A 24,056-nucleotide genomic window follows, 5' to 3' on the forward strand; every position below is an offset into this window, starting at 1 on the left:
GGTCGGAGATAGGATCATTTGTTTCCATTATACACAGTTCAATTTATGGGAACAGGAAACAAGATATTCAATTTAACATAATATACATTATGCGCGGTCAGGCTTGGGGGTATATGCCAATGCTTCACGGTAGATCTCGCGCAGGTCATCATCACCATCTTCGGAGAAACCAGCAGCCTGCCTGCTTCCTTCATCTTCTTCAAACTGTGAATGCCATCGGCGGTCTGTTGTCACAAGAACTGATGCTGATACATCAGGAAATTGATCTGCGGTTATATCCACAATGATCCCCGAAACTTCTAGCCAGGCATGAGAGCCATGTAGCGCATTACAACCGACAACCCATTCAACGTCAGCGACCCCAAAAGCGTAGAGATACTCAGCCAAAATATTGCTGATGTTGTCGCATGTGCCAGCCGGGAAATCCTTAAAACCATCAGGCTTCTGAGACCACTCTATCTGGTCAAGGGCTGCTCTGAATTCGCTTGCAAGCCTGTGCAATTCATCGATCATACAAATCCCGTTTTTACTTTGTAGAGGCATCATGGAAAAGCTGTTGTTTAGCCTATTGCTTGGCGTTGCATTGTCAGGTTGCTCAGACCAGAAAACCGTGACAGAGCCGAAGCTTCTAGTCCCGGTTATGCTAGAAGCCCACAAATGTTGCTTAACTGGCACCTGTATCGGTACAGCATCAGGGACATCAGAAAATGCAGCCTGCAATGATGTCATCCAGATTAGCGAATGCCTAGAGGGTGAAGAGCAATCTTGCCCACTTAAGGGATTCGGGGCTTTTTAGAAAGACAAAGGGGCCACGAGGCCCCTTGAAAATTGATGCCGATAACTGGATTTATCGGCATCAAGTAGACCGACTCAACAACGGCTCGCCAGAGTCAACCTGAATTCCCAGTTCATCCTCTGCATATGCACCATAAGACAGGCTAGCATCACTCTCGATCACACACCATGCCTTATGGCCATCGTTGGTCACAACCGTCATCACCTGGTTGTCTGATTTGCGGATAACAGCATCACCCCGCTTGTAGTTTGTCACGCACCCTCCCTAGTGAACCGGCAGCATCTGGTCACTCCTGCCGTACAGTACAAAGATACAGTGAAATGAGAGATAACACCCCTGCCCCGTGGCTTTATCGGGCATGTGAGGATTGAATTCCCCCCGTATTACTACCCGGGGGGCTGGCGCTCGAAAACCAGTGCGGCGCTGTGGCGTTACCCTCCCCCAGAACCGGCAGAGCCTTAAAAGCCGGTTTTGCAGGGAAAGGGGGTGGCCGTGCATCAGGTCGATATGGGCGTGTCCCGCCGCGAGACGGTAGAGGCAAAAATGGGCAGTAGAGGGCGGCTTGTAGGGGCTACCGCCCCTGTTCTTTGCGGGCTAGAACGTCCTATTTAACATAAACAATCGCATTGCGCGGTTGAGTCCATTTATGTCCGGTCATCGTTTGGCTCGCTATCCCCTTTTGTTCCAGCAAAGAGCGCTGCATTGTATTTACGGCGCAAGGTATCCCCATCAGGATCGCAATACACATCAACCGGCTTACCCTGGTACTTCACAACGGCATGGCAGGCGCTCATTGCATCCACGCTGGCAAGCTCATCCGGCCAATCGTCGCTGTAGAGAGGTTGCACCTCGTCACCCTTGCGCAGCGAAAAGCAATAATCGACCCGATATGATCCCCGGTCATTCTTCACCAACACATGGCAACTGATGATCAACCGGTACCCAGCGAACGGCCCTACAGAAAGAACCCCGCCAGGAGACGCAGCAGGAGTGCCGCCAGGACGTACCCCATCAGCGGAAGCACCATCCACCGCCCCAGGAACCGAAGAGGTGTTAGCAGCAGCCTGAGCGGCCTTAGCAGGAGCATCAATATACTCAGGCTTGATGAAGCCAAAGAATATACAAAGCCCCCACACCGCCAGAAAAAGAAGAATTTTAGGGTCTCGTAAAACCGAGCTACCCGCGATTGTATCTGAGACCTTACCGGTTGCAGTTGAGTCATAAAGTTCGAAAACATACTTGGGCACCTTATTGAATGGCTTGGCTTGCAATACATCAGACATGGACGAACCGGAGTTATCCGAGAGGTGAAGCACCGTCTTGTAACGACCGCCTATCCCCAATATCGCCATATTGGTATGCCGAATGGCTGTTTCGGCAGCGGCTCGGATTACCTGGTGTACCTTTTTGATGTTCGGAGTCGTAAATACAAAGTCCCAGTTATGATGACGGTGCATATCAAAGGCCACATCTATGGTTTCCGGTCGCCCATCATTTTTAGCCACATCCGGCCCACCTGGATAATCCAGCCGGTCTAAATCAGTCTGTCGCCAGGAAGGCGGAAATATCCGTTGCACCTCATCGACCAGGAAGAACACGCCCTTGGGTGCCCAGTGATAGAAGCGAGCGAAATGATCCCGTCCTTCCTGGGATTCGGTTTCGATATACGTTACCTGGAAGTCATCGGGGACGGCCTTGCCCAGTACCTCCCTGCACCGTTCAGCTGTGAAACCGCGCACGTTGGTCACGATATGGCGACCAGCCTTGATGGCGGGTATCACATCGGTATGGATAGCCCCTGAAGACTTGTAGGAGCCTGGAGCGCCATGGTGGATCTTAATAGACATTTACCACCCCATCATATTGAGCATGAAGCGAGTAACAAACGCCTGGGTGAGGATGGTCAGCCCTTTGTCCAGGTGAATGTATAACAGGATCCCTTTCATGGTCGGCGGCAGGGAATTAAAGGATGACGACAGCAATTCACTAAAGTGAACGTTCACCAATATTTCCTTGGCAACGTCCCAGGTAAACGTCAGTAAAAAGACCTTGAACTCTACCCATTGCACCGCCAAGCGGATAGCCAGCCACGCGCCAAACTGCACCGCCAATTGATATATATCGGCGAAAAACGAATTAAAGAACTCTCCAAGCCATTCCATATATCACCTCTTAAATATGATCATCAGCGCAATGAAATAGAACACAAACATCATTATCGCGGCGAGCGTCTGCCAATAGTCCCCCGTTGGCGGACAAACCGAATAGGTTTTTCCCTGGTGACTGAATAAATCAAGGCACTCCATCGGGTCAGCAGAACCGGACAGGCTAAAGGTAAAGACCTTCTGCACATCGCTAGAAATAGTCGTGTATTTGTCAGTCAGCGACTTATTAGCATCATCGAGTTTCTTTTGCATTGCAGGCATATCAAAGAAACAGTCTTTTCCCTGGCAAGCGGAATTATATTTACCGCCCTGGACAGCGAGGGGATTATCACCGGATCCAGGCATCTGGTTATAATCGATACCACTCCCCTCCCCCTGGCCTTCACCATTGCCATTACCACCGGAACCTTCCAGGGCACTTTTTATGGAATGCACATCCTCAGACATATAACCGGTAACTTCTATTAACTCTTTCAGATAACCGGATGACAAATCAGAACCGCCTGACGTACCGCCAGTGGTATTACCAGAGGAACCACCCACTTTACCGCTTATCTGCTCCAGGGTGGCACGCATAGCATTAATATTACCGGCCATCCCATTGGCACCCAAGGCACCTTCAATCCCGAAAATAGGGTCTTGCATCTGCCCTAACAGCATTTGAATACTGTTTAACCCGCCCTTGTTCATTTCATCCAGTTTGCCGTACAAAAGGTTGAATTTATAATCCCAATAATTTTTCCCCAGCTCGTCATCATCAATGCCCCCATCTGGTGGCGTATCACCTTTTGAATCGGCCATTTTCCTGAGATGAATAAGCACTTCCTCCATTCTGGCCTCATTCCTGGAAGAATAAAGATTCTCACCCTCCGTATGACTGTTAATTAGTTTGTTGTATTCCCTGATCTCCTTAAGCAACTCAACCGCCCCCTCAGAGGCATTCGTTTGACGATGCGCCTCACCAAGTATTTCATTCACTTGACGGGAAATAGTGGATGAACTGCCAGCCAAATTTCCCAGGGCCTTTCCCAGGTTCTTATTTAGCTTGGCGACTGTCCCTGATACCGATGTACCAGTGGAATCACCGATAACCGGCTCAAAGTTATACCACCCAGGAAAAGCGGTGCTGCCTGAATTACCCGAGCCAGGCGCATCAGGGCCACCGTCACCGTCTCCACTGCCATCCCCACTGCCCTCGGGATTACCGCTGCTAATCGAGCACGCATCGCCATTGGTAAACACCGGCCCCTTGGTATTCGCTAAAGGCATCTCAACACAAACATCTTGGCATTTAACGATGCAACCGCCCTTAGATGAATTCTCATATTTCAAACAGACAGGGAGAGGTGTCGCCATGGTCACATAACCAAGTGAGACACCACCAGGGCACCCATCCCAGGAATAGGAAGAGAAGGAAATAAACAATAACAGCCAACCTATGCGCACATGGCCCCCAATATGAAAAAAGGCGACCGAAGCCGCCTTAGATTGAAAAGGATGTTCGCCATCCCTCGACAAAGAACAGAAACCACAGTGTCCCGATAAGCAGGGACACGGCTTAGGCTTTGCGCATCAGGCTGATCAGGATACCGACACCCACCACAGTAGCCACGACCATCATAACCTTGGGCGAGGTGCTGTTAACGTCAGCGAGCGCGGTATCCAGAGCAGCCCCCGCAGCAGCGGCAGAGCCTTCACCAGCAGCGTGAGCGGCACCAGCGGCAGACAGGGAAGCAACAGCGGCGATGCAGCCGTTACGGAACAGAACATTGATCTTATGCATTTCGTTATCCTCTTTTAGCACCAACAATGACACGGGCAATAGCGCCCAATTTGAGGCCAGCGACCCAGATGATTAATCCAAAGCCAAAGGCCATCGTTACCGTGGATGTATCGAATTCAAACCAGCTCGATATATCCGTTAATTTGGTGTGCTCCTGGACAGTTAAGAGCACATAAGAGCATGTTTCCGGCGGGGCCTGTTTAACGTATCCCTCGGCGGTTAATTCGACACAAATCATTTATTCGGTGCCCTCGTCGTCGCTCGCTGCACGTCTTCGCTCCTCCTCCTCAGGCACCGGATTTGTTAAGGCTTTTTGTGGAGTGAGCCGAATTCGTCCGATTTGGCCCCGCCTTCAATTTCAAAACCTGACACGATATTTTGAGCAGGGTTGCGCGGGTCGGCTTCGAGCAGAAGAATAACAGGCTGCAATTTAGGGCAGTCAGCCATTTTAGCCAGGACAGTCGGATCATTTTTCAGCGGCATTTCCTTGGCTTCAAAACCCCAGTTAGTGATTTTACATTCAGCCCTGTCAATGCTGGTTGCTGGCACCAGGAATTTCAGACTGGAAAAATCATAAGGCTGGGGAGTTGCCCCTTTGCGGGAAACACCAACGCCGTGAGTGACACACAGCACCATTACGCCAGAAATTTTGGACATATCTCTACTCTCCACTTGGGTTATTAATGCCCGTTCAGTTGGGCTCGAAAATCGGTAATTCATCTAGTTCAGGTGGCAGCGGCATCAAAAGCCGTACCGGCACATCATCAGGGCCTAACTGCCCAATTAACTGGCGCACGATAGAATCGCCCGTCAATCCTTCCACGTTCTTTAAATAGTTGACCAGACGACCGGCCATTCTGGACATATTTGTTACCGCATTATCGCGGCAGGTCTTGAACTTGTTCTTAAAAGTGGTGATGCGTACCGGCTCGATTTCGTCTTTTGATACTTCAGCAAGCCATTTTGAAAACTGGGGATACATGCCAGCAAAATAAGGGTCTGGGTTTATCAGCACATCGAGTGGAATGATCCGGTCTTTGCTGTGTAACTCGCCTTCGGCACGCACCCAGAAAGGATATTCGACAGATTCCATCTGCCTACCCTTCTCATATATACGGGCACACTTGCCATTAGCGCGTGAGCCAATATAAAAAGAGCAACCAGAGGATGAAATCATGCCAAACCGCTTACGCATGGCATTGTGAACTTCGGGAATAAACTCCCCTGCCTGGATAGCCATCCACTTTGGAGCCGTGCCGCGAGCGGGATGGAAATGGCCTAATTCCGCCGCTTCAACCGCTCGGAGATACGATATAACCGAGCCTGAGTAATCATCCAGTGCGAGGTCAACTCGAGTAATACGGAGCCCAGGCACCATAGCAATGACACGATGAAGAGCCCCAAAATCCAGTCCATCGCATCCTGCCCCAGTGAAAGAAACCATGCAGCCATGGTTGGCAGCTCCCCAAGCGACAAGCCCGCAAGCAATGCCATCAATGAGAATGTCCCCACTGTAGCTATAGCCGTGAAGACCCCCGCGACGATGACGGAGGGCAAAGCGAGGCGCAGGGATCGGAACCCCCACTTGGTAATTAAGCTCATCAATGAATAGCTCCAGCTCATTGCAACAAATGGTATCGAGGAACTGCACCCCGTAGGAGTGGATCAAGTCGTTATAGGCATCCCAATATTTGCCGTCCGGATTAACCTCAAACTCGGAAAAGTCGAGCAAGGTAGAGCACACCGCTTTTAGCTCTCGGTGGATATCGGAACGGGCCTTGTACTGGGATGCCAACACTATCTCCATGGCTTCGGTCATGGATGAAGTGATGATGGCCGAACTTTCCGGCTCCGGTTTGGAGTAGAGCGGCTCAGGATAAGCCAGCTCCCTCAGATGCTGGTCGGCAGCCTCATAGCGGTTCTTTGGTGCCGACAGCGGCTCAGATGGACGGCGATAAACAGCGCTGCCAACAGCAAGCGCCGGCAAGGCGGCAGACAATGCGGAAGACTTGACCTCAAAGCGCGGTATGGCCTTGAGCAAACAGCCCTGCTTTGCCAGCTCGGTGATGCGCTTAAGCGGTTCCGGCGTAAAGGTGAAGGACAGGAAATCGATCTTGGTTTTCGGGTTATGACCAGTCATCGAAAAAAACTCCCTGGTCATAGAACCCGCGCCAAGTGGCCTCGGTGACTTCAACAGGCACAAAATCGAAATCTGGGTAGGTGTGTGAGAGATAACGAGCGAGTTCGGGGAGGTCGCGGAAGAACTCAACCTGACCAGCAACGCAGGCGGAAATATCGCCAGTTGGCTCATACTGCCAATAGACGCTTCTTTCTGGCTTTGCTACTGCGGAAAAATCAGCCACAACCGACACCCCATTGATCGAGTCTCAAGACCCGTTAGTAACCATTCGCGGTTACTGTAGAACCGCATCAGGTTACTGTCAATCATGAAGTTACGTAGCTGACCTAGTTACTATGTCCGATAATCGAACAAACCCTCTCTAAGTGACTGAAATATGAAATGGTTTGACAGCTACATTGATGAGCTTAAAGAAAAGCTAAATCTGCCCAGCGACTATGCAGCCGCAAAATTCCTGGGAGTGCCGAGACAATCCATGACGAAAGTAAGAAACGGACAAGTGCTAGGGAAGGACAAATGCTTGAGGTTGGCGGTGGCGCTGAAGCGAGATCCTTTAGAGATCATCGCAACAGCGGAAGCGCAGACAGAGAAGAATCAAGAACTTAAAGCCGTATGGCTTAAATTGGCGAAGGAAAAGGGCAACTCCTGACCTCGCATAACACGAGTTATATTAAACATTCTCAGGCGTCTGGATGATGCCAGCAAGCTGTCCCACCTCCCTCCTACCTCGAAGCCCCCTGCCCTGTTCGATTGTGGCAGGGGGCCTAGTGTTCAACATAACCACTAGTCACATTATGCGCGGTCAGGCTTGGGGGTATATGCCAATGCTTCACGGTAGATCTCGCGCAGGTCATCATCACCATCTTCGGAGAAACCAGCAGCCTGCCTGCTTCCTTCATCTTCTTCAAACTGTGAATGCCATCGGCGGTCTGTTGTCACAAGAACTGATGCTGATACATCAGGAAATTGATCTGCGGTTATATCCACAATGATCCCCGAAACTTCTAGCCAGGCATGAGAGCCATGTAGCGCATTACAACCGACAACCCATTCAACGTCAGCGACCCCAAAAGCGTAGAGATACTCAGCCAAAATATTGCTGATGTTGTCGCATGTGCCAGCCGGGAAATCCTTAAAACCATCAGGCTTCTGAGACCACTCTATCTGGTCAAGGGCTGCTCTGAATTCGCTTGCAAGCCTGTGCAATTCATCGATCATACAAATCCCGTTTTTACTTTGTAGAGGCATCATGGAAAAGCTGTTGTTTAGCCTATTGCTTGGCGTTGCATTGTCAGGTTGCTCAGACCAGAAAACCGTGACAGAGCCGAAGCTTCTAGTCCCGGTTATGCTAGAAGCCCACAAATGTTGCTTAACTGGCACCTGTATCGGTACAGCATCAGGGACATCAGAAAATGCAGCCTGCAATGATGTCATCCCGATTAGCGAATGCCTAGAGGGTGAAGAGCAATCTTGCCCACTTAAGGGATTCGGGGCTTTTTAGAAAGACAAAGGGGCCACGAGGCCCCTTGAAAATTGATGCCGATAACTGGATTTATCGGCATCAAGTAGACCGACTCAACAACGGCTCGCCAGAGTCAACCTGAATTCCCAGTTCATCCTCTGCATATGCACCATAAGACAGGCTAGCATCACTCTCGATCACACACCATGCCTTATGGCCATCGTTGGTCACAACCGTCATCACCTGGTTGTCTGATTTGCGGATAACAGCATCACCCCGCTTGTAGTTTGTCACGCACCCTCCCTAGTGAACCGGCAGCATCTGGTCACTCCTGCCGTACAGTACAAAGATACAGTGAAATGAGAGATAACACCCCTGCCCCGTGGCTTTATCGGGCATGTGAGGATTGAATTCCCCCCGTATTACTACCCGGGGGGCTGGCGCTCGAAAACCAGTGCGGCGCTGTGGCGTTACCCTCCCCCAGAACCGGCAGAGCCTTAAAAGCCGGTTTTGCAGGGAAAGGGGGTGGCCGTGCATCAGGTCGATATGGGCGTGTCCCGCCGCGAGACGGTAGAGGCAAAAATGGGCAGTAGAGGGCGGCTTGTAGGGGCTACCGCCCCTGTTCTTTGCGGGCTAGAACGTCCTATTTAACATAAACAATCGCATTGCGCGGTTGAGTCCATTTATGTCCGGTCATCGTTTGGCTCGCTATCCCCTTTTGTTCCAGCAAAGAGCGCTGCATTGTATTTACGGCGCAAGGTATCCCCATCAGGATCGCAATACACATCAACCGGCTTACCCTGGTACTTCACAACGGCATGGCAGGCGCTCATTGCATCCACGCTGGCAAGCTCATCCGGCCAATCGTCGCTGTAGAGAGGTTGCACCTCGTCACCCTTGCGCAGCGAAAAGCAATAATCGACCCGATATGATCCCCGGTCATTCTTCACCAACACATGGCAACTGATGATCAACCGGTACCCAGCGAACGGCCCTACAGAAAGAACCCCGCCAGGAGACGCAGCAGGAGTGCCGCCAGGACGTACCCCATCAGCGGAAGCACCATCCACCGCCCCAGGAACCGAAGAGGTGTTAGCAGCAGCCTGAGCGGCCTTAGCAGGAGCATCAATATACTCAGGCTTGATGAAGCCAAAGAATATACAAAGCCCCCACACCGCCAGAAAAAGAAGAATTTTAGGGTCTCGTAAAACCGAGCTACCCGCGATTGTATCTGAGACCTTACCGGTTGCAGTTGAGTCATAAAGTTCGAAAACATACTTGGGCACCTTATTGAATGGCTTGGCTTGCAATACATCAGACATGGACGAACCGGAGTTATCCGAGAGGTGAAGCACCGTCTTGTAACGACCGCCTATCCCCAATATCGCCATATTGGTATGCCGAATGGCTGTTTCGGCAGCGGCTCGGATTACCTGGTGTACCTTTTTGATGTTCGGAGTCGTAAATACAAAGTCCCAGTTATGATGACGGTGCATATCAAAGGCCACATCTATGGTTTCCGGTCGCCCATCATTTTTAGCCACATCCGGCCCACCTGGATAATCCAGCCGGTCTAAATCAGTCTGTCGCCAGGAAGGCGGAAATATCCGTTGCACCTCATCGACCAGGAAGAACACGCCCTTGGGTGCCCAGTGATAGAAGCGAGCGAAATGATCCCGTCCTTCCTGGGATTCGGTTTCGATATACGTTACCTGGAAGTCATCGGGGACGGCCTTGCCCAGTACCTCCCTGCACCGTTCAGCTGTGAAACCGCGCACGTTGGTCACGATATGGCGACCAGCCTTGATGGCGGGTATCACATCGGTATGGATAGCCCCTGAAGACTTGTAGGAGCCTGGAGCGCCATGGTGGATCTTAATAGACATTTACCACCCCATCATATTGAGCATGAAGCGAGTAACAAACGCCTGGGTGAGGATGGTCAGCCCTTTGTCCAGGTGAATGTATAACAGGATCCCTTTCATGGTCGGCGGCAGGGAATTAAAGGATGACGACAGCAATTCACTAAAGTGAACGTTCACCAATATTTCCTTGGCAACGTCCCAGGTAAACGTCAGTAAAAAGACCTTGAACTCTACCCATTGCACCGCCAAGCGGATAGCCAGCCACGCGCCAAACTGCACCGCCAATTGATATATATCGGCGAAAAACGAATTAAAGAACTCTCCAAGCCATTCCATATATCACCTCTTAAATATGATCATCAGCGCAATGAAATAGAACACAAACATCATTATCGCGGCGAGCGTCTGCCAATAGTCCCCCGTTGGCGGACAAACCGAATAGGTTTTTCCCTGGTGACTGAATAAATCAAGGCACTCCATCGGGTCAGCAGAACCGGACAGGCTAAAGGTAAAGACCTTCTGCACATCGCTAGAAATAGTCGTGTATTTGTCAGTCAGCGACTTATTAGCATCATCGAGTTTCTTTTGCATTGCAGGCATATCAAAGAAACAGTCTTTTCCCTGGCAAGCGGAATTATATTTACCGCCCTGGACAGCGAGGGGATTATCACCGGATCCAGGCATCTGGTTATAATCGATACCACTCCCCTCCCCCTGGCCTTCACCATTGCCATTACCACCGGAACCTTCCAGGGCACTTTTTATGGAATGCACATCCTCAGACATATAACCGGTAACTTCTATTAACTCTTTCAGATAACCGGATGACAAATCAGAACCGCCTGACGTACCGCCAGTGGTATTACCAGAGGAACCACCCACTTTACCGCTTATCTGCTCCAGGGTGGCACGCATAGCATTAATATTACCGGCCATCCCATTGGCACCCAAGGCACCTTCAATCCCGAAAATAGGGTCTTGCATCTGCCCTAACAGCATTTGAATACTGTTTAACCCGCCCTTGTTCATTTCATCCAGTTTGCCGTACAAAAGGTTGAATTTATAATCCCAATAATTTTTCCCCAGCTCGTCATCATCAATGCCCCCATCTGGTGGCGTATCACCTTTTGAATCGGCCATTTTCCTGAGATGAATAAGCACTTCCTCCATTCTGGCCTCATTCCTGGAAGAATAAAGATTCTCACCCTCCGTATGACTGTTAATTAGTTTGTTGTATTCCCTGATCTCCTTAAGCAACTCAACCGCCCCCTCAGAGGCATTCGTTTGACGATGCGCCTCACCAAGTATTTCATTCACTTGACGGGAAATAGTGGATGAACTGCCAGCCAAATTTCCCAGGGCCTTTCCCAGGTTCTTATTTAGCTTGGCGACTGTCCCTGATACCGATGTACCAGTGGAATCACCGATAACCGGCTCAAAGTTATACCACCCAGGAAAAGCGGTGCTGCCTGAATTACCCGAGCCAGGCGCATCAGGGCCACCGTCACCGTCTCCACTGCCATCCCCACTGCCCTCGGGATTACCGCTGCTAATCGAGCACGCATCGCCATTGGTAAACACCGGCCCCTTGGTATTCGCTAAAGGCATCTCAACACAAACATCTTGGCATTTAACGATGCAACCGCCCTTAGATGAATTCTCATATTTCAAACAGACAGGGAGAGGTGTCGCCATGGTCACATAACCAAGTGAGACACCACCAGGGCACCCATCCCAGGAATAGGAAGAGAAGGAAATAAACAATAACAGCCAACCTATGCGCACATGGCCCCCAATATGAAAAAAGGCGACCGAAGCCGCCTTAGATTGAAAAGGATGTTCGCCATCCCTCGACAAAGAACAGAAACCACAGTGTCCCGATAAGCAGGGACACGGCTTAGGCTTTGCGCATCAGGCTGATCAGGATACCGACACCCACCACAGTAGCCACGACCATCATAACCTTGGGCGAGGTGCTGTTAACGTCAGCGAGCGCGGTATCCAGAGCAGCCCCCGCAGCAGCGGCAGAGCCTTCACCAGCAGCGTGAGCGGCACCAGCGGCAGACAGGGAAGCAACAGCGGCGATGCAGCCGTTACGGAACAGAACATTGATCTTATGCATTTCGTTATCCTCTTTTAGCACCAACAATGACACGGGCAATAGCGCCCAATTTGAGGCCAGCGACCCAGATGATTAATCCAAAGCCAAAGGCCATCGTTACCGTGGATGTATCGAATTCAAACCAGCTCGATATATCCGTTAATTTGGTGTGCTCCTGGACAGTTAAGAGCACATAAGAGCATGTTTCCGGCGGGGCCTGTTTAACGTATCCCTCGGCGGTTAATTCGACACAAATCATTTATTCGGTGCCCTCGTCGTCGCTCGCTGCACGTCTTCGCTCCTCCTCCTCAGGCACCGGATTTGTTAAGGCTTTTTGTGGAGTGAGCCGAATTCGTCCGATTTGGCCCCGCCTTCAATTTCAAAACCTGACACGATATTTTGAGCAGGGTTGCGCGGGTCGGCTTCGAGCAGAAGAATAACAGGCTGCAATTTAGGGCAGTCAGCCATTTTAGCCAGGACAGTCGGATCATTTTTCAGCGGCATTTCCTTGGCTTCAAAACCCCAGTTAGTGATTTTACATTCAGCCCTGTCAATGCTGGTTGCTGGCACCAGGAATTTCAGACTGGAAAAATCATAAGGCTGGGGAGTTGCCCCTTTGCGGGAAACACCAACGCCGTGAGTGACACACAGCACCATTACGCCAGAAATTTTGGACATATCTCTACTCTCCACTTGGGTTATTAATGCCCGTTCAGTTGGGCTCGAAAATCGGTAATTCATCTAGTTCAGGTGGCAGCGGCATCAAAAGCCGTACCGGCACATCATCAGGGCCTAACTGCCCAATTAACTGGCGCACGATAGAATCGCCCGTCAATCCTTCCACGTTCTTTAAATAGTTGACCAGACGACCGGCCATTCTGGACATATTTGTTACCGCATTATCGCGGCAGGTCTTGAACTTGTTCTTAAAAGTGGTGATGCGTACCGGCTCGATTTCGTCTTTTGATACTTCAGCAAGCCATTTTGAAAACTGGGGATACATGCCAGCAAAATAAGGGTCTGGGTTTATCAGCACATCGAGTGGAATGATCCGGTCTTTGCTGTGTAACTCGCCTTCGGCACGCACCCAGAAAGGATATTCGACAGATTCCATCTGCCTACCCTTCTCATATATACGGGCACACTTGCCATTAGCGCGTGAGCCAATATAAAAAGAGCAACCAGAGGATGAAATCATGCCAAACCGCTTACGCATGGCATTGTGAACTTCGGGAATAAACTCCCCTGCCTGGATAGCCATCCACTTTGGAGCCGTGCCGCGAGCGGGATGGAAATGGCCTAATTCCGCCGCTTCAACCGCTCGGAGATACGATATAACCGAGCCTGAGTAATCATCCAGTGCGAGGTCAACTCGAGTAATACGGAGCCCAGGCACCATAGCAATGACACGATGAAGAGCCCCAAAATCCAGTCCATCGCATCCTGCCCCAGTGAAAGAAACCATGCAGCCATGGTTGGCAGCTCCCCAAGCGACAAGCCCGCAAGCAATGCCATCAATGAGAATGTCCCCACTGTAGCTATAGCCGTGAAGACCCCCGCGACGATGACGGAGGGCAAAGCGAGGCGCAGGGATCGGAACCCCCACTTGGTAATTAAGCTCATCAATGAATAGCTCCAGCTCATTGCAACAAATGGTATCGAGGAACTGCACCCCGTAGGAGTGGATCAAGTCGTTATAGGCATCCCAATATTTGCCGTCCGGATTAACCTCAAACTCGGAAAAGTCGAGCAAGGTAGAGCACACCGCTTTTAGCTCTCGGTGGATATCGGAACGGGCCTTGTACTGGGATGCCAACACTATCTCCATGGCTTCGGTCATGGATGAAGTGATGATGGCCGAACTTTCCGGCTCCGGTTTGGAGTAGAGCGGCTCAGGATAAGCCAGCTCCCTCAGATGCTGGTCGGCAGCCTCATAGCGGTTCTTTGGTGCCGACAGCGGCTCAGATGGACGGCGATAAACAGCGCTGCCAACAGCAAGCGCCGGCAAGGCGGCAGACAATGCGGAAGACTTGACCTCAAAGCGCGGTATGGCCTTGAGCAAACAGCCCTGCTTTGCCAGCTCGGTGATGCGCTTAAGCGGTTCCGGCGTAAAGGTGAAGGACAGGAAATCGATCTTGGTTTTCGGGTTATGACCAGTCATCGAAAAAAACTCCCTGGTCATAGAACCCGCGCCAAGTGGCCTCGGTGACTTCAACAGGCACAAAATCGAAATCTGGGTAGGTGTGTGAGAGATAACGAGCGAGTTCGGGGAGGTCGCGGAAGAACTCAACCTGACCAGCAACGCAGGCGGAAATATCGCCAGTTGGCTCATACTGCCAATAGACGCTTCTTTCTGGCTTTGCTACTGCGGAAAAATCAGCCACAACCGACACCCCATTGATCGAGTCTCAAGACCCGTTAGTAACCATTCGCGGTTACTGTAGAACCGCATCAGGTTACTGTCAATCATGAAGTTACGTAGCTGACCTAGTTACTATGTCCGATAATCGAACAAACCCTCTCTAAGTGACTGAAATATGAAATGGTTTGACAGCTACATTGATGAGCTTAAAGAAAAGCTAAATCTGCCCAGCGACTATGCAGCCGCAAAATTCCTGGGAGTGCCGAGACAATCCATGACGAAAGTAAGAAACGGACAAGTGCTAGGGAAGGACAAATGCTTGAGGTTGGCGGTGGCGCTGAAGCGAGATCCTTTAGAGATCATCGCAACAGCGGAAGCGCAGACAGAGAAGAATCAAGAACTTAAAGCCGTATGGCTTAAATTGGCGAAGGAAAAGGGCAACTCCTGACCTCGCATAACACGAGTTATATTAAACATTCTCAGGCGTCTGGATGATGCCAGCAAGCTGTCCCACCTCCCTCCTACCTCGAAGCCCCCTGCCCTGTTCGATTGTGGCAGGGGGCCTAGTGTTCAACATAACCACTAGTCACATTATGCGCGGTTTTGTTTATGAGATGAAACACGCTACCGAGTTGGCACTCATCTGGTTCGTGACGGTCGCTCTTGCTCCTATCAGCGCACGTGTTCGGTTGGCCACTGTATCACTCATATTGATTTGTTATCTCTCACTCTTCATCGACACACCAACACACGTTCATTCATGCAACCTATCAAGCGGTTTATGGTTGGCGCTTTCGTGCCGTTCACTGTTGCCGGTGTGCAGATATTTGGAGGTGGTGTCTATGCTGTCATGACCCGCGTCAGCTTGAACATGGGATAAGGGTCGACCATTGAGATTGATATCATGGGTAATGCCGGTGTGGCGAATGGAGTGCGGCGTCAGATTGCACATCTCGGCGGCGTCCTGGGTAAAACCATCCTGTTCGGCCAGATTGGCGGCAGTCTGGATCACCGTCATCACCAGTTCACGCAGTTGGCGGATACCGAGATTGGCATTGAGCTCTCCCTGTTCACGGCCATGCGCGGCGGCTTTATGGCGTACAAAGAGTGGTGTCTGTTCATTGGGGGCCGGCAATGGCGCTAGCCCCAAGAAAGTGCGATAGCGCTTGAGCGCGTCCAGCAAGGCCTGAGACACCGCCACAGTACGCCGTTTGCCGCCCTTGCTGCGTGGAATGTAATAGCCCCAGACGCCGGTTTTACCGTCACGGCGAAACTGGCCCATGACGGGCGTAAAACCCGGCCTGGCAGCCACCTCCGAGATGCGCAGATAGCAGGCGTACATCAGGCTTATCAAAAAACGGCTGCGTTCATGCTGTTCTGGCTGTTCGGTTGCCAGTCGCTCGGCCGCTTGCATGACATAGGACCACTGCAGCTCGGTGAAGGCCTGGCCCTGATCATCTGGTTCCTGCTGGACCGGTCGCTTGACTCGTTGCAGCAGCAGAGCCGGATTTCTGTCCATGTACTCTTCCTGGATCAGAAACTGGAAGAAGGCCGACAGAATGGCGAGCTTGGTCTTCATTGCCTGTTCGCTCAGACGGTATGGCAGCTCGCGGCCCAGCTCCCGTTTGCCGAGGAATGGCCGCCACAACGGATTGGGCAGCCGTTCTCCCCACTCTTTGTCTAGGATGAACTGCGCCACATTGCGGTAAGCAATCAGCTGGTCTGGTGGCGCCTGGCAATAGTCGAGATAGCGCATCATGATGCGCCGGGTCAGGTCTTTCGGGCTGATGGCCAGCTCGCTGAAACACCAGTGCAGAAATGTCGTCAGCTCGCTACGGTACGTTTTGTAGTTGTTCTCGTTATGGCGTTGCTCCAGCAGCCAGTCGACCGCCAGTTCGTAGACGAGGCCTGCATCGGGCACGTCGTTCAGGCTGAGGTTGGCCAGATACTGATTGACCTGGGGATTGCCCGTCTCCAGGTGAGCCAGGCCGTCAAACAGCGGCATGGCGGGTGGAAGTAACATTGAGGTCATGGTGGTGCTTGCTTGGTCAATAGGATGGGAGCCGTGTGCTCTGTTCAAAAGCTGATGCCGATAAATGGGGTTATCGGCATCATGATGTGACAAAAAATCCAGCTGTGTGCGATGCCGCATCGGCTTTTGTAACCCGTTTGGGCGACTGTCTATTTTTATTCAATGGATATGCACCCTTGTTCGAAAATTCTCGGGTAAACATCCGTAAAAGTGACTGTAAATTCTTAAATTGTGAATGATTTTGGGTGTTTGAGCTTGCTGTTTCACTATTTCACTATTTCACTATTTCACTGTTTCAACCTGGCGCCCCACTCCCCTTGCCTTCACGCCACGCTCTTGAGGGATTTTCCCTTGGGTTTGTCAGCGTCAGCCTTCTCTTCCATTGGCTGGGGATCCTCTTTGGTACTCCCCTGCGCCTTGCCACCGCGCAGTACGTTTTGCAGTACGTCACGCTGTTCGGCCAGGTAGAAGGCCAGGGTCTCTTGCTGTTCGGGTTCAAGATTGACAGGTGCCCCTGCCAGCAAGGTCATCAACTCGTCAGCGGTATCCAGCAGCTTGTCATAGGCATCCGCCTCTTTCTTGCTGGCAAAGGTCATCTTTTCCACTCCCCCACGCACGACAACATATTTGATTTCAACAGCCATAATGGCATCCTCCTTATGATAGTGAACACAAGTATATGTACGGATATACAGTATTGCAAATATCCAGATAAAGCGGGTGATGATGAGAGACTGTGGCCGATTACGCGGCCATTATCACATTGATGAAAGGGTCATTTGACATCCGCTTTAAGCAAGCTGGATGATGGGCTCATGACGATCACAAGACAACTGCTCATACTGCTGCTGGTTGAGGTGATGCTCCTTGGGAGCATCGCGCATCTGGTCATTGGCCTCTCTCCCCTGCTCTCCCTGCTGTTTGTGGTATTGACGCTATTGGGGCTGCGCTGCCTGGTGGTATTGCTGACCTGGGGGTTCTCCCGCTTCTATCCGGCACCGGCCATCGGCCTGCGGACCTGCTTACGCATGGTGGTTTGGGAGATGCTCGCCTATCTGTTTACCTTCACCTGGCTGCTACCATTTGAGCGGCTGCTGATGACGCCGGACAGGCTTACCCCCTCCCCCCTGCCCTTGCTGCTGGTTCACGGTTACGGTTGCAGTCGCGGGATCTGGCGGATACAAAGAGCCCGTCTGGAAGCGGCCGGTCACGTGGTCGCCACCGTTACACTTACTCCTCCTTTCGGTCATCTCGATGACATGGTACCCCTGCTGGCCAGGCGTATCGATGAAGTGCTGGCTGCCACGGGTGCCTCTCAGCTGGTGTTGATTGGCCATAGCATGGGGGGCCTGGTGTGCCGTGACTATCTTGCCCTGGCCAGCGGTGGCAAGGTGGCGCAGCTTATTACCCTGGCGACGCCCCATCAGGGCAGCCAGCTGGCGACCATTGCACTGGGTGACAATGCGCGGGAGATGGAGCCAGGCTCCGGTTGGCTGCAACGCTTTGCCGCCGTGCCGCTGTGTGTGCCCGGGATTTCGGTGCGCACCAGTCATGACAACTTTGTGCTGCCCCAGTCCCGTCAGCTGATGGCGGGCATGGAGGACATAGAGCTCGCAGCCCTTGGCCACCTCTCCCTTATCTACTCGCGCCGTACCACGGCCCTGCTGCTGACCTTGCTTGCCCGCTCCCAGCCAGAAACGAAAAGGGCCTGATTGTTCAGGCCCTTGGTGTTTGTGCTCTCTCTTAATCGATGCAAGCAGGTTAGAAGTGAATGCCCTTGATAAGGGTAGAGACCGCCATCTGATCCGCGGAGGCTTTGGACTCGCCGCCCTCTTTGGGATCCGAGAAGGTGCGAAAGCTGGTGTTCATGATCACCTGGGCCACCCGTGGAGCCAGGGCATGGATCACCTGACCGAATACCCCGAGGCGGGTAGCCAGCCGTACATGCTTGTTGATGATGGTGTCGCACACCAGATCGGCGGCCTCTTCCGGCGTCATCATGGGCACCTGCTCATACACCTTGGTCGGCGCCACCATGGGGGTTTTCACCAGCGGCATGTTGATGATGGAGAAGTTGACCCCTTTATCCGCAAACTCGGACGCCGCGGTGCGCACCCAGGCATCGAGCGCCGACTTGGACGCCACGTAGGCGGAGAAGCGCGGCGCATTGGTCAACACCCCGATGGAGGAGATATTGATGATGTGGCCCTTCTTCTTCTCGATCATGGTGGGCAGCACCCCCATGATCACCTTGAGGGTGCCGAAGTAGTTGAGCTGCATGGTGCGCTCCAGATCGTGGAAGCGCTCGAAGGAGTCCTCGATGGCGCGACGGATGGAGCGGCCGGCATTGTTGATGAGGATGTCCACCCCGCCATGCTCGGCCACTATCTGCCGGGTGATCGCCTCCCCCTGCGCCAGATCCGCCAGATCCCCCTGATAGACCTGCAGGGTCAAGCCCTGCTCGGCAAACTCGGCCTGGGTCTGTGCAATCTTGTGCTCGTCCCGGGCAATGGTCAGCACTGTTGCGCCCGCCTCGGCCAACTTTCTTGCGGTGGCCTTGCCGATGCCGGAGGTGGCGCCAGTGATCAGCACCACCTTGCCCTCGACGCGGCCGCGCAGAGTGCGGTCGATGAACAGCTCGGGGTCGAGGTGACGCTCCCAGTAGTCCCACAACCGCCAGGCGTAGCTGTGCAGCGGCGGCACTTCAATGCCGGTTCCTTTCAGTACCCGCTGGGCTTCGCGGTTGTCGAAGCGGGTGGGATAGTTGATGAGCCGGAAAATATCCTTGGGCAGACCGAGATCGGCAATGGCTGCATCGCGAATGCGGCGCACCGGCGTCAGCGCCATCAGCATGGTCATCAGATGGCGGGGGATAAAGCTGAACAGGGCCGCATTGATGCGAATGGCGGGCTCGGGCGCGTGGGCCGCACGGGAGAAAGTGCTCAGCATGTCGCCAACCCGCATCGGATGGGAGTCGGTCAGGTGGAACGCCTTGTTGTCTTCCCCCTCCAGATGGGCGATGTGATCGATGGCATCCACCACGAAGTTGACCGGCACCAGATTGATGCGCCCCCCCTCAACACCGATGGCGGGCATCCAGGGCGGCAGCAGGCGGCGCAGCTTCTGGATGGTCTTGAAGAAGTAATAGGGGCCGTCCACCTTGTCCATCTCGCCTGTGTTGGCATCCCCTACCACTATACCGGGCCGATAGATGCGCCAGGGGATGGTGCTCTCCTTGCGCACTATGCCCTCGGCCTCGTGCTTGGTCTGGAAATAGGGCATGTCGAGGTGTTCTGCCTCATCGAACATGTCTTCACGAAACAGGCCGTCGAACAGACCGGCCACTGCGATGGAGCTGCAATGATGGAAGCAGCGAGCGCCGAGTCGTTCGGCCAGTTGCAGCGCCTGACGGGTGCCCTCAGTGTTGACCTGCTGCTGAATGCCCGCCTTGGCGTTGAGGTCATAGATGGCAGCGAGATGGAGGAAGTGATCGATATTGCCGACGAGTGGTTCCTGCTCGGTTGCGCTCACTCCGAGTTGGGGATGGGTCATGTCTCCGACGATCGGGATTGCTCTTTGCTCGTCGACTCCCCAGTAAGCCAGCAATTCGGGTACCCGCTCAAGATGGGCTGCGCGCATCAAGAAATGCACCCGGCTATTCGGGCGCTGCAGCAGTTTTTTTATCAGTCGGCGGCCGATAAAACCGCTGCCCCCCGTGATGAAATAGTCCATGGTATTTATTCCCTTACTGATTGGGCTGTTAGTTGTCGTTAGATATATCACGCTTCAATTGGAAATATGCATTCGAACATCATCTTCGTGACCGAGACCAAAATTACCACGACTGCCTGTTCCGTTATTAGGTAGAACCCTCTATTTTTTCCCCATAGACTGAGAATGAAAGCTCAGTAATGCCACAACGAATGTTCCAAGGTTGTTGTCATTACCTCATCCCACTCTCCAGTAAGGAAACAATCATGGCCAAGAAATTGAAATCGCTGGCAAGCTCGGTGACCGACAACCAGCTCACCTCGACCATCAAAGAATCCACCCAGCAGATCTGGCTGGCGGGCTTGGGTGCCTATGCCAAGGCACAAGAGGAAGGGGGCAAGATCTTCGAAGCCCTGGTGCAGGAAGGCGAAGCATTGCAGACCCGCACCCGTCAGAGTGCCGACGAAAAGATCGCGGCCATCACTGACAAGACCACTGGTACCTGGGGCCGTCTGGAACAAGTGTTCGAGGATCGCGTGGCCCGCGCGGTTGCAAGCCTCGGTATCCCGACCCGCAAGGATATCGACAAGCTCTCCAAGCGAATGGCCGAGCTGACCGAAGTAGTACAGCAACTGGTCGATGCACAGGATGACACGGTTGCACCGGCTGCCGAAGCCAAACCTGCCGCCGCCACTGTCGCCAAGAAACCGGCGGCCAGGAAGCCACCGGTGAAAAAGGCTGCAGCCCCCATCGCCAAGGTGAAAGAAGAGGTCAAGGCGTTGGCGTCCGAGGTAGAAAAAGTCGCCAAGGATGTCAAGGAGAAGGGCGAGACCACCCTCTCCTGATCTGACCGGCCAGACCTGCTTGGCCTGGCATAGTGATTGACCGGCCCATGCCCTCTTGCTGGGCCGGTTTTGCTTGAGAAGGGAGGCTGTGTCATGAGCACGATTGCGATTGCCCTCGCTGGAGGGGGTCCTCTGGGGGGGATTTACGAGATCGGAGCCTGCGCCGCCCTAGCCGACAGTATCAAGGGGCTGCGTTTCGAACAGGCCGATATTTATGTGGGGGTCAGTTCAGGAGCCGTCGTTGCCTCGGCGCTGGCCAATGGCATTTCCCCCGACAAGCTGGTGCGGATCCTGCTCAGCGATGACAGCAGCGAGTTTTTCGACCCCTCGACTCTGCTGCGCCCCGCTTTCGGTGAATACCTTGACCGACTGACCTCACTGCCGCCATTGGCGTGGGAGTGCCTGGCCGATTACCTCTCCGCCCCCTGGAACAAAAGCTTGCTCGGCTCCTTGCAAGGCATGTCCAAAGCGATCCCGACAGGTTTGTTTGACAGCCGCGGGGTGGATCGCTTCCTGACCCAATTTTTCTCTCGCCGTGGCCGCAGCAATGACTTTCGCAAACTCAAGAGCCGCCTGTTCGTCATCGCCACCGAGCTCGACACAGGCCGCGCCGTGGCATTTGGCAGCCCGGGGCTCGACGATGTGCCCATTTCGGCGGCGGTACAAGCCTCTGCTGCCCTGCCCGGCCTGTTTCCACCGTCATTGATCAATGGCCGTCACTATGTGGACGGGGCCCTCATCAAGACGCTGCATGCCTCGGTGGCGCTGCAGGAGGGAGCCGATCTGGTGTTTTGCATCAACCCGCTGGTGCCGTTCGATGCGGGGATCGCCAGCGAGCGCCCCGCCAATCTGGTGGACAGTGGTTTGCCTGTGGTGCTGGCCCAGACCTTTCGCGCCATCATACATTCGCGCATGCACGTGGGGATGGATCGCTACAAGCATCAGTACCCGGATGCCGACGCCTTGCTGTTCGAGCCCTCCCAGGCTGATGGCGAAATGTTTTTTGCCAATGTGTTCAGCTATCGGGATCGCCGCCACCTGTGCGAGCACGCCTTCCAGCATACCCGTCGTGATCTGTGGCAGCGCCGGGCTGAACTTGGCCCCATCCTCGCCAAGCATGGGCTTGAGCTCAATCTGGGGGCGCTGGCCGATCAGCAGCGCTCCCTGCTCACTCCGGGGACTGGCTCGGTCGCGGCACTGGATGCCTCCCTGACCCAATTGCAACATTGGTTGACCCACCGTTATGGCGGCAAGGGCCGCCGGCAACCGAAGGAGTAGCATGGAGAGCAAACCAAAGCGGCGAACGCGGGAGCGGATCCTGGCCACCGCCCTCACCCAGTTCAACCTGCTGGGTGAGCCGACCGTCACCACCTCCGCCATCGCGGCCGAGCTGGAGATGAGTCCGGGCAATCTCTATTACCACTTTCACAACAAGGAAGAGATAGTCAACGCCCTGTTCGGTGAATTCGAACAGGAGATGGCTCATCTGCTCGACACCGTCACCCCCCCGCTGGATGAAACAGAAGATATCTGGTTCTTCTTGCACCTGATGTTCGAACTCATCTGGAAATATCGCTTCTTCTACTACGACATCAGCACCCTGATGAGCGGCAATCACAAGGTGGAGCTGCGCTTCTCTGCTCTGCTGCGGCGCAAGGAACAGACAGCCGCCGCCATTTGTCACAGTCTGTCCGGCAGTGGCTTGCTGCAGGGCAGCGACGCCCAGATCGCTGCCCTGGCGGCCAATATCGCGCTGGTGGGCACCTTCTGGATCTCCTATCAGCGCGCACTGCACCCGCGGGCCGATGCCGACATCGCCCTCGGGGTGTTTCAGGTAATGCAGCTGGTGGCCCCCCGTCTTCGGCCCAATGCCCGTGCCCATCTGGATGCCATCGCCATGCATTACTGCCCGTCCCTTGCGACGAGGGCACCCAATTCCGATTTTTAACAGGGAGCACAACATGACCATTTCACAGCAAAAATTGTCCGAGTTCACCCCGTTCCCCTGGCCGGACGCGGCCTATGACTACGCGGGGGCGGGCCTCAAGCAACATTGGGCTCGCCTGCATCAGGGGGATGCAGAACCCTGGCCTCAAGACGCTCAGGTGCAGGCGGCCTGGCGTGCCTACCATGCCGGTGACTTCGGTCAGGCGGTGGCATTGGGGAATGCGGCGGGGGACGCTGGCCTCAACGTGGTGAACAAGGCGCTGGTGATCCACGCCAGCTACCTGCTGGATGACAAGTACGCCAAGCGGGCGGCATTCGAGCTGGCCGCCAGCAACGCCGAGCAACTGCAAAAGCGTCAGCCCGACAATGCCAATGGCTGGTATTTCCACGCCCTGGCGCTGGGTCGCTATAGCCAGGTGATCTCGGTCTCCAAGGCCCTGTCACAAGGGATAGGTGACAAGATAAAAACCAGCCTGGAAAAAGCACTGACACTGGCCCCCGAGCATGCCGAGGCCCACATCGCCTTCGGTGCCTGGCATGCGGAGATCATCGACAAGCTGGGCGCCATGATCGGCGGGATCACCTATGGTGCCAAAAAAGACGAAGCTGAGCGTCACTTCAAGGCTGCGTTGGCCATACTGCCCCACTCCGCCATCGCCCGCATGGAGTACGCCAATGCCATGGTGATGATGCATGGCAAGAGCAAGATGGCGGCGGCCGAAGCGCTCTATGCCGAGGCTGCCGAGTGTGAGCCCATGGATGCCATGGAGCGGCTCGATGTGGAAGCGGCCCGTGAAGAGCTGGAGGACGAATAACGCCGCCTTGTGGCCATGAAAGAGGCCAACCC

Annotated in this window: 28 protein-coding genes; 7 read left to right on the forward strand and 21 right to left on the reverse strand. The window is 53.6% G+C overall.

Going from position 1 to position 24,056, the window contains the following annotated elements:
• Nucleotides 1-87: 87 nt before the first annotated feature.
• From GWQ27_RS07260 to GWQ27_RS07300, 9 genes are all read right to left on the reverse strand, one after another.
• Nucleotides 88-513: a hypothetical protein gene (locus GWQ27_RS07260; protein ID WP_275907017.1), complete on the reverse strand. Its 426-nt coding sequence runs from the start codon at nt 511-513 to the stop codon at nt 88-90.
• Nucleotides 514-856: 343 nt separating this feature from the next.
• Nucleotides 857-1,051, reverse strand: a complete 195-nt coding sequence (locus tag GWQ27_RS07265) for a hypothetical protein (RefSeq protein ID WP_275907018.1) — start codon at nt 1,049-1,051, stop codon at nt 857-859.
• A 389-nt stretch (nt 1,052-1,440) separates the two neighbouring features.
• Nucleotides 1,441-2,643 carry a zonular occludens toxin domain-containing protein gene (locus tag GWQ27_RS07270; RefSeq protein WP_275907019.1) on the reverse strand — a complete coding sequence of 401 codons (1,203 nt, stop codon included), beginning with the start codon at nt 2,641-2,643 and terminating at the stop codon, nt 1,441-1,443.
• Entirely contained in the window at nt 2,644-2,958 is a 315-nt protein-coding gene (locus GWQ27_RS07275; RefSeq protein ID WP_275907020.1) for a DUF2523 family protein, read from the reverse strand. It abuts the gene before it with no gap.
• 3 nt (nt 2,959-2,961) lie between these two features.
• Nucleotides 2,962-4,317, reverse strand: a complete 1,356-nt coding sequence (locus GWQ27_RS07280; RefSeq protein WP_275907021.1) for a hypothetical protein — start codon at nt 4,315-4,317, stop codon at nt 2,962-2,964.
• A 202-nt stretch (nt 4,318-4,519) separates the two neighbouring features.
• Nucleotides 4,520-4,744, reverse strand: a complete 225-nt coding sequence (locus tag GWQ27_RS07285) for a Flexible pilin (RefSeq protein WP_275907022.1) — start codon at nt 4,742-4,744, stop codon at nt 4,520-4,522.
• A gap of 303 nt (nt 4,745-5,047) precedes the next feature.
• Nucleotides 5,048-5,401 carry a hypothetical protein gene (locus tag GWQ27_RS07290; protein ID WP_275907023.1) on the reverse strand — a complete coding sequence of 118 codons (354 nt, stop codon included), beginning with the start codon at nt 5,399-5,401 and terminating at the stop codon, nt 5,048-5,050.
• A 34-nt stretch (nt 5,402-5,435) separates the two neighbouring features.
• On the reverse strand, nt 5,436-6,884 hold the full coding sequence (locus GWQ27_RS07295) for a replication initiation factor domain-containing protein (protein WP_275907024.1): 1,449 nt from the start codon (nt 6,882-6,884) through the stop codon (nt 5,436-5,438).
• Nucleotides 6,871-7,107: a hypothetical protein gene (locus tag GWQ27_RS07300; RefSeq protein ID WP_275907025.1), complete on the reverse strand. Its 237-nt coding sequence runs from the start codon at nt 7,105-7,107 to the stop codon at nt 6,871-6,873. Before GWQ27_RS07300 ends, GWQ27_RS07295 begins: the two co-directional genes overlap by 14 nt.
• A 153-nt stretch (nt 7,108-7,260) precedes the next feature.
• On the opposite strand from GWQ27_RS07300, the gene GWQ27_RS07305 reads away from it, so the two are divergent.
• Nucleotides 7,261-7,533, forward strand: a complete 273-nt coding sequence (locus tag GWQ27_RS07305) for a hypothetical protein (protein ID WP_005311542.1) — start codon at nt 7,261-7,263, stop codon at nt 7,531-7,533.
• Between the two features lie 143 nt (nt 7,534-7,676).
• On the opposite strand, the gene GWQ27_RS07310 is transcribed toward GWQ27_RS07305, so the two are convergent.
• The 9 genes from GWQ27_RS07310 to GWQ27_RS07350 form a co-directional block, all read right to left on the reverse strand.
• Nucleotides 7,677-8,102: a hypothetical protein gene (locus GWQ27_RS07310; protein ID WP_275907017.1), complete on the reverse strand. Its 426-nt coding sequence runs from the start codon at nt 8,100-8,102 to the stop codon at nt 7,677-7,679.
• A 343-nt stretch (nt 8,103-8,445) separates the two neighbouring features.
• On the reverse strand, nt 8,446-8,640 hold the full coding sequence (locus GWQ27_RS07315) for a hypothetical protein (RefSeq protein WP_275907018.1): 195 nt from the start codon (nt 8,638-8,640) through the stop codon (nt 8,446-8,448).
• 389 nt (nt 8,641-9,029) lie between these two features.
• Complete coding sequence (locus GWQ27_RS07320) at nt 9,030-10,232, reverse strand: zonular occludens toxin domain-containing protein (RefSeq protein ID WP_275907019.1); 1,203 nt, start codon at nt 10,230-10,232, stop codon at nt 9,030-9,032.
• Nucleotides 10,233-10,547 carry a DUF2523 family protein gene (locus tag GWQ27_RS07325; protein WP_275907020.1) on the reverse strand — a complete coding sequence of 105 codons (315 nt, stop codon included), beginning with the start codon at nt 10,545-10,547 and terminating at the stop codon, nt 10,233-10,235.
• Between the two features lie 3 nt (nt 10,548-10,550).
• Complete coding sequence (locus tag GWQ27_RS07330) at nt 10,551-11,906, reverse strand: hypothetical protein (protein WP_275907021.1); 1,356 nt, start codon at nt 11,904-11,906, stop codon at nt 10,551-10,553.
• 202 nt (nt 11,907-12,108) lie between these two features.
• Nucleotides 12,109-12,333, reverse strand: coding sequence for a Flexible pilin (locus tag GWQ27_RS07335; RefSeq protein WP_275907022.1), 225 nt, complete (start codon nt 12,331-12,333; stop codon nt 12,109-12,111).
• A gap of 303 nt (nt 12,334-12,636) precedes the next feature.
• A complete protein-coding gene (locus GWQ27_RS07340) occupies nt 12,637-12,990 on the reverse strand; it encodes a hypothetical protein (RefSeq protein ID WP_275907023.1) in 354 nt (117 codons plus the stop codon).
• A 34-nt stretch (nt 12,991-13,024) separates the two neighbouring features.
• Nucleotides 13,025-14,473, reverse strand: a complete 1,449-nt coding sequence (locus GWQ27_RS07345; RefSeq protein ID WP_275907024.1) for a replication initiation factor domain-containing protein — start codon at nt 14,471-14,473, stop codon at nt 13,025-13,027.
• Complete coding sequence (locus GWQ27_RS07350) at nt 14,460-14,696, reverse strand: hypothetical protein (protein ID WP_275907025.1); 237 nt, start codon at nt 14,694-14,696, stop codon at nt 14,460-14,462. Before GWQ27_RS07350 ends, GWQ27_RS07345 begins: the two co-directional genes overlap by 14 nt.
• Before the next feature lie 153 nt (nt 14,697-14,849).
• Here GWQ27_RS07350 and GWQ27_RS07355 point away from each other — a divergent pair, with 153 nt between their 5' ends.
• Nucleotides 14,850-15,122, forward strand: a complete 273-nt coding sequence (locus GWQ27_RS07355; protein WP_005311542.1) for a hypothetical protein — start codon at nt 14,850-14,852, stop codon at nt 15,120-15,122.
• Nucleotides 15,123-15,428: 306 nt separating this feature from the next.
• Here the strand turns inward: GWQ27_RS07355 and GWQ27_RS07360 are convergent, their stop codons facing one another.
• Together GWQ27_RS07360 and GWQ27_RS07365 are read right to left on the reverse strand one after the other, a co-directional pair.
• Complete coding sequence (locus tag GWQ27_RS07360; protein WP_275907026.1) at nt 15,429-16,706, reverse strand: site-specific integrase; 1,278 nt, start codon at nt 16,704-16,706, stop codon at nt 15,429-15,431.
• Nucleotides 16,707-17,029: 323 nt separating this feature from the next.
• Nucleotides 17,030-17,350 carry a YebG family protein gene (locus GWQ27_RS07365; RefSeq protein WP_021138886.1) on the reverse strand — a complete coding sequence of 107 codons (321 nt, stop codon included), beginning with the start codon at nt 17,348-17,350 and terminating at the stop codon, nt 17,030-17,032.
• Between the two features lie 171 nt (nt 17,351-17,521).
• Between GWQ27_RS07365 and GWQ27_RS07370 the strand changes: the two genes are divergently transcribed.
• The gene (locus tag GWQ27_RS07370; protein ID WP_275907027.1) at nt 17,522-18,418 is read left to right on the forward strand and encodes an alpha/beta fold hydrolase; all 897 of its coding nucleotides are present in this window, start codon (nt 17,522-17,524) and stop codon (nt 18,416-18,418) included.
• A gap of 49 nt (nt 18,419-18,467) precedes the next feature.
• On the opposite strand, the gene GWQ27_RS07375 is transcribed toward GWQ27_RS07370, so the two are convergent.
• The gene (locus GWQ27_RS07375) at nt 18,468-20,438 is read right to left on the reverse strand and encodes an SDR family oxidoreductase (RefSeq protein WP_275907028.1); all 1,971 of its coding nucleotides are present in this window, start codon (nt 20,436-20,438) and stop codon (nt 18,468-18,470) included.
• Between the two features lie 245 nt (nt 20,439-20,683).
• Here GWQ27_RS07375 and GWQ27_RS07380 point away from each other — a divergent pair, with 245 nt between their 5' ends.
• From GWQ27_RS07380 to GWQ27_RS07395, 4 genes are all read left to right on the forward strand, one after another.
• Nucleotides 20,684-21,262, forward strand: a complete 579-nt coding sequence (locus GWQ27_RS07380; protein ID WP_021138889.1) for a phasin family protein — start codon at nt 20,684-20,686, stop codon at nt 21,260-21,262.
• Nucleotides 21,263-21,355: 93 nt separating this feature from the next.
• Nucleotides 21,356-22,540 (forward strand): patatin-like phospholipase family protein, encoded by a 1,185-nt coding sequence (locus GWQ27_RS07385; protein ID WP_021138890.1) that lies wholly within the window; start codon nt 21,356-21,358, stop codon nt 22,538-22,540.
• 1 nt (nt 22,541) lies between these two features.
• Nucleotides 22,542-23,210 carry a TetR/AcrR family transcriptional regulator gene (locus GWQ27_RS07390; protein ID WP_275907029.1) on the forward strand — a complete coding sequence of 223 codons (669 nt, stop codon included), beginning with the start codon at nt 22,542-22,544 and terminating at the stop codon, nt 23,208-23,210.
• A 13-nt stretch (nt 23,211-23,223) separates the two neighbouring features.
• Complete coding sequence (locus GWQ27_RS07395; protein WP_212539497.1) at nt 23,224-24,024, forward strand: hypothetical protein; 801 nt, start codon at nt 23,224-23,226, stop codon at nt 24,022-24,024.
• The last annotated feature ends 32 nt before the right edge of the window (nt 24,025-24,056 follow it).

The sequence above is a fragment of the Aeromonas sp. 5HA1 genome (assembly GCF_029237245.1).
Taxonomy (GTDB): Bacteria; Pseudomonadota; Gammaproteobacteria; order Enterobacterales; family Aeromonadaceae; genus Aeromonas; species Aeromonas salmonicida.